This window comes from Asaia sp. Ae19-3 (assembly GCF_059801175.1).
Map to the genome: position 1 here is coordinate 1 of NZ_JBCHWF010000005.1, position 6,200 is coordinate 6,200.

Here is a 6,200-nt window from a genome sequence, read left to right on the forward strand (position 1 = left end):
GGGAGCGACGACGTTCTGTCAGGATTGCCTTGGATCCATATAAAAATGCAAAACTTTCAGTTGTGCCGTTTCTAGAGCACTAGTGCTGGACGAATAAAGCTGACTCAAAGTCCGCATTTGTGTGTTTGCCTTGGTGCAGGCGAATGTCTGGATCCGGGAAGAAGGCGAGGAGGCTTTCCAGGCGGCTGTGATACCCTTCAGAAAGGCCGCACGCGATGTCGAGCAGGAAGCGCGCGAGGAAGAAGCGCCGTTCGAGGGCTTCATCTATAGGGTGCGGTTCCCCGTTGCTCCACCAGCCGGCGTCAGGAACGCCATGAAAGCCTCAGGATGTCTCTATGACCGCGAAGGTGATGTCTGGCGCCTCAGGGTGTCGGAACAAACCGTGGAGGCTGTCCGAGGCGAGGCCGCGATCTTTCAAGTCAGCATCGGCTTTGAGTGGGAGCGACGCTTGCTCTGTGCTTGAATGAATAATTTCTAGAGAAAAAAAATACCTCTTTTATTTCTCTAGAAATTAGGATATAAAATCTACGCTGATCAAGAATGTGGTTCTTTAGATTTTTGCTCGGCAAAAACTCAATCAAACTCAATCAAACTCAATCAAACTCAATCAAACTCAATCAAACGATATAAAGATGAAAGTTTCAATAATGAACCCTAAGACGAAGTCCAAGCGGGGAGTTACTGATAACTATAAAAAGGATTTAGTTATAACTAAAGCAGTAAATAGATCCGCTGAATGGATGAATATTAATTCTTTATCTCTTTCTGAGATAATAGGATTAAGTACATCTTCGATTTCTAGAATGAAATCAGGTTCATTCTTAGTACCTGAAGGGAGCAAAAGCTATGAGCTAAGTACTTACCTTATTAGAGCGTATAGATCTTTGTTTTCTATAGTTGGTGGCGATCAAGAGATAGCCAGAGAATGGTTAACTAACAACAATACCGCCTTGGATGGCGTACCAATAGACCTAATGAAAAGTATAAGAGGTTTATCAAATGTCTGCGATTACTTGGACTCAAGAAGAGCTATTATCTAATATTAAATCAGAAAAAGTAAAGGTTTATAGACTTGTGGAGGCTCAGCATTCGGTTGCTACCCTACACATAGTTGACTCTCTTGATGAGCAATCTCTTCTAGAAGAAATAATAGAAGGCAATAAACCTCCAATAGGAAATTCTCTAAAAAACTTACCTTACCTGTTGAGTACACCATTTCGATATAGACCATATTCGAGTGCAAACCGTCCTGCTGGCGCTAATGGGTCACGATTTCGCAAAGCAGAAAGTCCTGATGGTGTTTTCTATGCTGCTGCCTCCCCAGAGACAGCAGCATACGAAATGGCGTTTTATCGGGCGTTATTTTTTGCAGAATCTCCCCAGACTTCATGCCCATCTGGGATAATACAGTTACACGGATTTTCTACGACTATCTCATCAGAGAGAGTTCTAGATCTAACGTCACATCCTACGCTTTGTAAATATAATGATATCTGGGAAAACATATCAGATTATTCTGTATGCCAGAAATTGGCAGAAGATGCTCGTAGAGCAGGAATAGAAGTTATTGCTTATAGAAGCGTTAGAGATCCTAACGGGGGCAAAAACTATGCAATACTTACTCCTAGCGTATTTTTTTCAAAAAAAATTGAAGAAACATCAACTTGGTCGTGTATTATTTCAGAAAATACCGTTTTCATGAAATGTGAATGCCCATCAATTTCATTGGAAATCTCGAAAGATAATATGAGAAAAGATCCCCGCTTCAGATAAGTGAAGCAAAGTTGCGGCTCTTGTCATCTAAGCCAGAGCATTGCACTGTAAGGAAAATAGTGAGGCGGAGGAGCTTGGTAACTCCGTCCGCCTCTAATCTCGCTGTTACGCGGCGAGCAGGTGCAAAAGCGATTGAGCCCGCTAGAGCGCCCGATGGAGAGAATATAGCGTGAGCCACTCAAAGGTTCAACGTTATCCGACCTGGGAAGTGCTCGCCGTCTGAAAAAGGACGGACATGCTCTCTTTCGCTTCCCAGATCTGGACCCTAACTCAGGCCCGTCAGATCACTGCTAGAACTCATCTCGTTCTTCAGGCACTCGCAAGCTTCGAAGGATATCGAGGTCTTTTCCCTTCCCATGAGAGCATTGCAGCCCGTGCAGGATGCAGCACCAGAACTGTTATCCGGGCCCTGGAGACGGCTTACAGCCTGGGTCTGGTAGAAAGGACTAGGCAGCGCATGAGGCGTTCGGGGCGCGTTGTGAACGGCCCAAACCGGTATCGCCTGGTTCTAGTCAGCCTGGAACAGGCAAAAACGGCAGCTGATTATGCAGCACAGCGTCTTAGAGAGGCCCTGGCCCGCAGAAAACTGCGGCTTTCTTCTAACTGCCAAAATGACAGCGAAACCCATTTTCAGAGAAATATCTTTCCTGAAAAGACCCGCTCAAAGAATGAATGGCTTGGTCTAATCGCCTCCTGGTCTCGTCCTCCTCCGGAAAACTGATCCTTTCGCCCCAAATTCGTCCTTAGATATGGCACCAATTAGCTCAAGAAGCAGGAGCAATGAGAAAGGTTACGCCTTCTATATGGTAGGAAAAAAAGAGCGTGTCGATTTCAGAAATTGACACTAGAAAGACACCCATATCGACATGGGGTGTCTCACTTCCTGTGTCGACACCCTGTCGACAGGATGACGTACCCATGTCGGAAACAATTCGCCTTTCCTATGTCGAGCTTGCCGAAAAGCTGAGTATCAGCAGAGAGGCTGCCAAATCTCGCGTGCGTCGAGCTGGCTGGCATCGTGTGATGGATAATACCGGCATCGTAAAATTCAACGTTCCGAAGGACGTATTCGACGCCCCATGTCGACAGGATGTCGACATGGGAACGGCTGATGTGCCCCCCGTGTTACCGACACCCCACATTGACGCGGATGCGACACTGGCTGCGATAGAGACTCTGAAATGGGCTCTAGACCGCTCAGAAACAGCGAGAGCCGACGCAGAAAGACGGCTTGTGGCGCTTTCCGAGCAGCTGGGCCGTGTTACAGCTGAGCGTGATGCCGCGTTGGTGCGCGTTGTAGAGACCACCTTACCGGCACCCGAGGCGACCCCCCTTAAAGAGACGCCAAAACCGCCGCGGAAATGGTGGTCTTTCCTGAAGGATTAGAGAAAGCTGGCACCGGCATGGCTTTTGAGCAGAGAGGCACGCCGGACATAATGTCGCAGGACATCGAGGCTTTTATGCCGTGACGTTTCGGCAATAAGCAGGGCATCGGCCCCCGCCTCGGCTCCAGAGGTGATGAAGCCTGCTCTTAGGGAATGACCCGAGAAATGCTCAGGATCGAGCCCCACGATCTTAGCAGCGCTCTTGATAATCCGGGCTACAGACCGGTCTGAGAGAAAGTCTCCAACCCGGCCATGCCGGTCCACGGATCGGAACAGCAGACCGGATGTGATCCCGGCTGCCTCGCACCAGGTCGAGAGGTAATCCAGCGCCCGGATAGTGGATCCGTTCAGAATCCCGATCGTCTGACCGGCTCCGTCCGGATCGGTCTTGCTCCGCCGAAGCGTGAGCAGCGCGCCGCCCTCCTGCAGTACGAGATCCCCGATTTCCAACGTCACCAGTTCGGATCGGCGCAATGCTCCGGCGAAACCCAGGGCCAGCAGCGCCCGGTTGCGCAGACCGATCAGGGTATCGGGTTGAGCCGCCAGCATATGGCGCATGAGCACCACGGTTACAGGGGCTTTCCGGCTCGGCGCGGTACCCAGTGTCCGTCGCATGCCCCGCAGCGCGTCCTGGACGATGCGGGAGCGGCTGAAGCTCTCGAACCCGGCCATCTCATGCGCGCAGGATACAGCGGCCACCCCACGGGCCAGCGTCGCGGCTTTGCGCCCCTGTGCCAGACGCGATGCGACCCATGCGGCGACAGTTTCCGGCTGAGCAGGGAGCGGCATGACATTCTGGGTGCGGCACCAGGTGACGAAGGCATCCCAGTCGGTGCGATAGGCGCGCAACGTGGCCGGGGACCGGGCCGCCAAAATCAAACGGTCGGCGGCGCTCTGAATAGGCAAGGCACTAAGGCCGGTCGGGACCAGGGACATAAAGCACGATCTAGCATGCCTTGTGACCAAAGTTAACTTGGGTAGCAACCTAAAAGGCCTAAGTTTGACAAAAAATGATTTAATATCAATTAGTTATGCAAAAAGCAAAATTATTTTGGGATCAAGGTTGTGCTGTGAGCGTTATTTTGCTATCTTTTGGCAATCGGAAATCCAAAAAGGAAACGTACATGTCAGATAATATGTCCGCTAGCGCCACCCATGCAGTTCCATACCGGGGGAGATTCAAGGATGAGCTGATCGTAGCACTCAAGAGAAATGGTGGATTTTTAGGACTTTGGTTTGTTGACGCTGAAGACAAGCCCGTCACGTTCGCAATGCTATCATACGAAGAGGAAAAAATAATTTTGTTGGATGTTAAAAACAAGATTTACTATTCCGCTTTCTCTTGTCTGCGTGGGAACAACGCGCCTGATGATAATGAGACCTGGAGCCGTTTTCTCGTGACACCGCCTTTTCCAGCAAAGGTTTCGGATTACAAGAGGATATCTCTTTCAGATTACCTAGCGGTTGATCCCAAGCATAAATCCTGATGAGAACATCACTTTATGGGTCTAAAGATAGTCTTTTAGATCCATAAAGTTTGAAACTTTATAATTTTTTGGTATGAAGCTGACATGACATTATCATCCAAAAAAGAGCCACGCACGCCTGAGGATGGCGCTTTCGGGCAGCAAATCCGGGCTGCCATGGAAAAACGTAAAATCTCGATAAGCAAGTTAGCGCGAGATCTCGGGTGTTCAGTGCAGGCTATCCGTAACTACCAACTTGGTCTGTTTTGTCCGAGAGCTGACAAGCAGGAGCAAATGGAACGGATTCTTGGGGTCCGTTTCATCAAAGGGCAGTCTGATATTGTCGAGCCTCATTATGAGGAGGAACGTCCTTCTGCTGAGGCATCAACAGTTCCCCTCAGCGAAGACAAAAACCAGGCTGGTGGCCCCGCAGGAATTATTCGTCAGGCACAAAAAGATCTCGCAGCCCGGCTTGGGGTCGATGTTTCTGATGTCAGAATCACTGTCGAGTTCCGCTGAGGCGCTTACAGAGCTGGCTGGGGTATTCATAAGCGCTGTCTACGTGTGCCCTTGAGCTGAACTCCGCAGCCCCCCCCCTGACGTCTGAGAATACCCATTCTCAGACGTCAGGGGGGCAGGGCTTCGGAAGGAAATCTCCCGCCAACACGGTGAATCTCGGGGAAAGTCGGTGAATCTTGGTGAATCTCGGTAACTGGCGCCAAAAACCAGCCAGACCGGACCGAGTCACCGAGATTCACCGTGTTTCACCTGACAGATGAAGGCAAGATATGCGGCCCCCTATGGGGCAGCGTGCTTATTCGCCTTCGGCTCAACACAGGATTTTGGGAGTTGTCATGTCGGAAAAGGGAGAAACCCCAAAGGTTCGCCACAAACACATCGGGCCTCGTGCAGAGAAACCCATCTGGGTTGCCGTCACAGCAGAAGAGCGAGCGCAGATCCAAAAGACTGCCCGGGCTGTCCGATTGCCCTTGTCAGCCTATATGCGGAACATGGCTCTGGGCTATCAGCCGCCCAGTCTGCTCGATCAGGAAGTCATTATCGAAGCTTTCCGTATCCGGGGCGATCTTGGCCGCATGGGAGGACTTTTCAAACTCTGGCTGGTCGATGAGCCCCAAAAGGCTGTTTTGAAAGATGAGATCCGCGCTGTGCTCGACAGGACGCTGGAACTACAAGACGAGCTGACCTCACTGATCGATCTTATGCGCAAGAACGTAACGGTGCATCGTGATCGTTGAAGCGGGCAGGCATCAAACGCGTATGCACATGGGCGATGTCGAGCCCCCGTCTTTCCCAGGCGATGAGGAAAACCAATGACTGAAGCAGGCAGTTGCAAGCCGGGAGACATCGGCAATGAGCGATCCGCTCTCCTCAAGGCGCTGGCCTTGATGTGCTGGCAGCATATGACCGACAGCGACTACGTCATCGATCACAAATGTATCTATGCGGGCGAATGTGCCGTCGATCTTCTAGCGCAATACGGCCTTGTCGAACCGCATGACAGAGGCGGTGTCTGGACGCCCGCCGGCAGGATCTTGCTGGGCTCTATCAGGGGATA

The 6,200-nt window shown here is 50.7% G+C and carries 10 protein-coding genes; 9 read left to right on the top strand and 1 reads right to left on the bottom strand.

Annotated features, from left to right (window positions below; genetic code table 11):
• Positions 1 to 130 precede the first annotated feature (130 nt).
• The 5 genes from AAID99_RS15345 to AAID99_RS15365 all read left to right on the top strand — a co-directional run bounded on the left by AAID99_RS15345 (position 131) and on the right by AAID99_RS15365 (position 3,159).
• Complete coding sequence (locus tag AAID99_RS15345) at positions 131 to 463, top strand: hypothetical protein (protein ID WP_498494527.1); 333 nt, start codon at positions 131 to 133, stop codon at positions 461 to 463.
• Between the two features lie 169 nt (positions 464 to 632).
• On the top strand, positions 633 to 1,040 hold the full coding sequence (locus tag AAID99_RS15350; protein ID WP_498494528.1) for an antitoxin Xre/MbcA/ParS toxin-binding domain-containing protein: 408 nt from the start codon (positions 633 to 635) through the stop codon (positions 1,038 to 1,040).
• On the top strand, positions 1,000 to 1,773 hold the full coding sequence (locus AAID99_RS15355) for an RES family NAD+ phosphorylase (protein ID WP_498494529.1): 774 nt from the start codon (positions 1,000 to 1,002) through the stop codon (positions 1,771 to 1,773). The genes AAID99_RS15350 and AAID99_RS15355 overlap by 41 nt, the downstream gene beginning before the upstream one ends.
• Before the next feature lie 235 nt (positions 1,774 to 2,008).
• The gene (locus tag AAID99_RS15360; RefSeq protein ID WP_498494531.1) at positions 2,009 to 2,494 is read left to right on the top strand and encodes a helix-turn-helix domain-containing protein; all 486 of its coding nucleotides are present in this window, start codon (positions 2,009 to 2,011) and stop codon (positions 2,492 to 2,494) included.
• Positions 2,495 to 2,691: 197 nt separating this feature from the next.
• Positions 2,692 to 3,159, top strand: a complete 468-nt coding sequence (locus tag AAID99_RS15365; protein WP_498494532.1) for a hypothetical protein — start codon at positions 2,692 to 2,694, stop codon at positions 3,157 to 3,159.
• Here AAID99_RS15365 and AAID99_RS15370 read toward each other — a convergent pair.
• Positions 3,156 to 4,094, bottom strand: coding sequence for a site-specific integrase (locus tag AAID99_RS15370; protein WP_498494533.1), 939 nt, complete (start codon positions 4,092 to 4,094; stop codon positions 3,156 to 3,158). The two genes, AAID99_RS15365 and AAID99_RS15370, sit on opposite strands and share 4 nt — an antisense overlap.
• Positions 4,095 to 4,282: 188 nt before the next feature.
• On the opposite strand from AAID99_RS15370, the gene AAID99_RS15375 reads away from it, so the two are divergent.
• From AAID99_RS15375 to AAID99_RS15390, 4 genes are all read left to right on the top strand, one after another.
• Positions 4,283 to 4,645, top strand: a complete 363-nt coding sequence (locus tag AAID99_RS15375) for a hypothetical protein (protein WP_498494534.1) — start codon at positions 4,283 to 4,285, stop codon at positions 4,643 to 4,645.
• 84 nt (positions 4,646 to 4,729) lie between these two features.
• On the top strand, positions 4,730 to 5,143 hold the full coding sequence (locus tag AAID99_RS15380; protein ID WP_498494535.1) for a helix-turn-helix domain-containing protein: 414 nt from the start codon (positions 4,730 to 4,732) through the stop codon (positions 5,141 to 5,143).
• A gap of 281 nt (positions 5,144 to 5,424) precedes the next feature.
• The gene (locus AAID99_RS15385) at positions 5,425 to 5,880 is read left to right on the top strand and encodes a plasmid mobilization protein (RefSeq protein ID WP_498494536.1); all 456 of its coding nucleotides are present in this window, start codon (positions 5,425 to 5,427) and stop codon (positions 5,878 to 5,880) included.
• Between the two features lie 75 nt (positions 5,881 to 5,955).
• The coding region (locus AAID99_RS15390) for a hypothetical protein (protein WP_498494537.1) at positions 5,956 to 6,200 on the top strand (245 nt) is incomplete at its 3' end.

Coding starts and splice junctions, on each gene's coding strand:
- AAID99_RS15385 (WP_498494536.1), top strand. CDS start 5,425: ATGGGGCAGCGTGCTTATTCGCCTTCGGCTCAACACAGGATTTTGGGA.
- AAID99_RS15360 (WP_498494531.1), top strand. CDS start 2,009: ATGCTCTCTTTCGCTTCCCAGATCTGGACCCTAACTCAGGCCCGTCAG.
- AAID99_RS15375 (WP_498494534.1), top strand. CDS start 4,283: ATGTCAGATAATATGTCCGCTAGCGCCACCCATGCAGTTCCATACCGG.
- AAID99_RS15370 (WP_498494533.1), bottom strand. CDS start 4,094: ATGTCCCTGGTCCCGACCGGCCTTAGTGCCTTGCCTATTCAGAGCGCC.
- AAID99_RS15350 (WP_498494528.1), top strand. CDS start 633: ATGAAAGTTTCAATAATGAACCCTAAGACGAAGTCCAAGCGGGGAGTT.
- AAID99_RS15380 (WP_498494535.1), top strand. CDS start 4,730: ATGACATTATCATCCAAAAAAGAGCCACGCACGCCTGAGGATGGCGCT.
- AAID99_RS15355 (WP_498494529.1), top strand. CDS start 1,000: ATGTCTGCGATTACTTGGACTCAAGAAGAGCTATTATCTAATATTAAA.
- AAID99_RS15365 (WP_498494532.1), top strand. CDS start 2,692: ATGTCGGAAACAATTCGCCTTTCCTATGTCGAGCTTGCCGAAAAGCTG.